The following is a 1,854-nucleotide window of genomic DNA, read 5'->3' as shown; positions in this document are numbered from 1 at the left end:
CGAACAGGACCGTGAAACGACTCCACGCCGATGATAGTGCGGATTGCCCGTGTGAAAGTAGGTAATCGTCAGGCTCCCCATTGAAAACCCCCGGTTCGCAACATGCGAACCGGGGGTTTTTGCTTTGGCAAGGCGGAGAATCGCGCGAACTGCGTGCGGCCTCGCCGCTCTTGCGCTGTCATGTCTCGACCGAATCCTGCGCGACACACGCCTTCGCTTCGCATTGAGCGCCGGCTCCATTCGTACGTTGCGCTATGTTTTGCTCTGCGTAGGCCGCCCGCCCGGTGAAGGCACGGCGCGCTTGTATTCAACACAGAGCACGACAGCATGACTCCCGCGTCCAACAGCGCATCCCGGCCATCGAATCACCTATGCCGCGCGCAAGATCATTGGAATCCGGAACATCAGCCACAGGGATTCCAGCAAGCAGGGCCGCACGCATCGGGGACGCCGTCCCCGTCGAGTTGTCCTCATCAATTATCCCCACTGGTCCGATCCGCTAATCCGCACGCCGCTGCGCAATTTCGTTCGCGTCACGCAGTGCCGGCGCCGGGCCTCGAGTCTGCACTCGCTGCGGAGACACGGTCCGCAGCAGTACCTCCGCGCACCGCGGCATCGTACGCCTCGAGCTTTGTGCGCCGTGCCTTGCACCGCTATTTGATGCCACTTGCCGACGCGTTCGGCCTCGCCGTGGTCGAGGAAACGGGCCATCCGCAGGGGGTATCGATCCTTGCCGATCTGGCTAGGTCGTTCGGCGTCAATATCGCGCAGCGCGATTTGCAATCCTGGAGTCTGCAGTTCACTGTCTCACGCGCGCTCGATTCCCTGGTCGACGAAGACAATGTGCAGGACATCCGCCCACACGTCGATCAGTTGGCTGCAGGACTCCCTATCAAAGGGGTGTCTGCCGACGAGGCGGCTGCGTTTGCCGCGGCATTCGAGTCATGGACGGAAACGAGGCAGTCGAGCCTCCGTGCGGGAGCGCAGCTCGGCGACTTCGCGAAGCAACACCTGAGTGCGGCGAACATTGCTCAGTTCGTCGCATCGCGGCGCGAGGAGGCTGAGATATTCGCCGGCATTTTCTCCATCGACATTCCCGATAACGCACCAGACCGCGAAGCCCGCATCGCCTTTAACGAGTGGTTGCAACAGTTCTCCCGTGCCGGTTACTTGCTGGACAATCTGGTGGACCTTCGCAGCGATCACGCACGAGGGCTCATCTCGCTGCGCCCGTCGCTCGCACATCATGCCGCGCTCGGTCGTGAGGTGCTGATGGAGCTTCGGCGCTGCATGCGGACGCTTCCACCGGGAGCCGCGGCGCGACTTTTCCTCGCAGGCGTGTCGAAGGCGCTGCGCGACGCTGCCGATCTTCCTCCAGCCGATCGGCGTGCGTATTCGTCTTTTTCGTCCTTTTCGTCCTCGCCCGACGAGGCGCCTGGCAAGTTACCTACAGCCGCGCTGCCGCAACGCTTCATCGACCAGCTCGCGGCAAACGAGCAGCCGCTGCGCGACCGTCCGCGCCTCGCCCGCTCGCTCGATCGAGCGCTGGCCAATATCGATCGGCGATTACGCCGCAATGCGCTGCGCACCCGCCTCGCCCGCTTGCGGGGAGACAATCCAGCATGGCCTGGCGTACGGCACATGCCGGCATGGCGACAGAGCAACGTCGAAACCATGCGCCGAGCGGCTGGTCTCGACGACACGCAGGAGCCGCCCTTTGCCGTGAGTGCGTATTCCAGGCAAACCGAACGCTCATTCCACGCTAAAGCGAACGCTGATTCCACGGTTATCCGAACGCGCATTCCACGCGCAAGCGAACGCTGCGGACGTGGCGATGCGGGCCTGAGCGTTTTT

Annotated in this window: 1 pseudogene; it reads left to right on the top strand. The window is 63.0% G+C overall.

What is annotated here, in order from left to right:
- Positions 1 to 660: 660 nt before the first annotated feature.
- Positions 661 to 1,854 (top strand): annotated as a pseudogene (locus GWC77_RS27520) (hypothetical protein); the annotation flags it as partial.

Source organism: Paraburkholderia sp. NMBU_R16, assembly GCF_013282575.1.
Lineage (GTDB): Bacteria > Pseudomonadota > Gammaproteobacteria > Burkholderiales > Burkholderiaceae > Trinickia.
The sequence above is the reverse complement of the archived record's forward strand: the minus strand, read 5'-3'. Positions and strand labels throughout refer to the sequence as shown.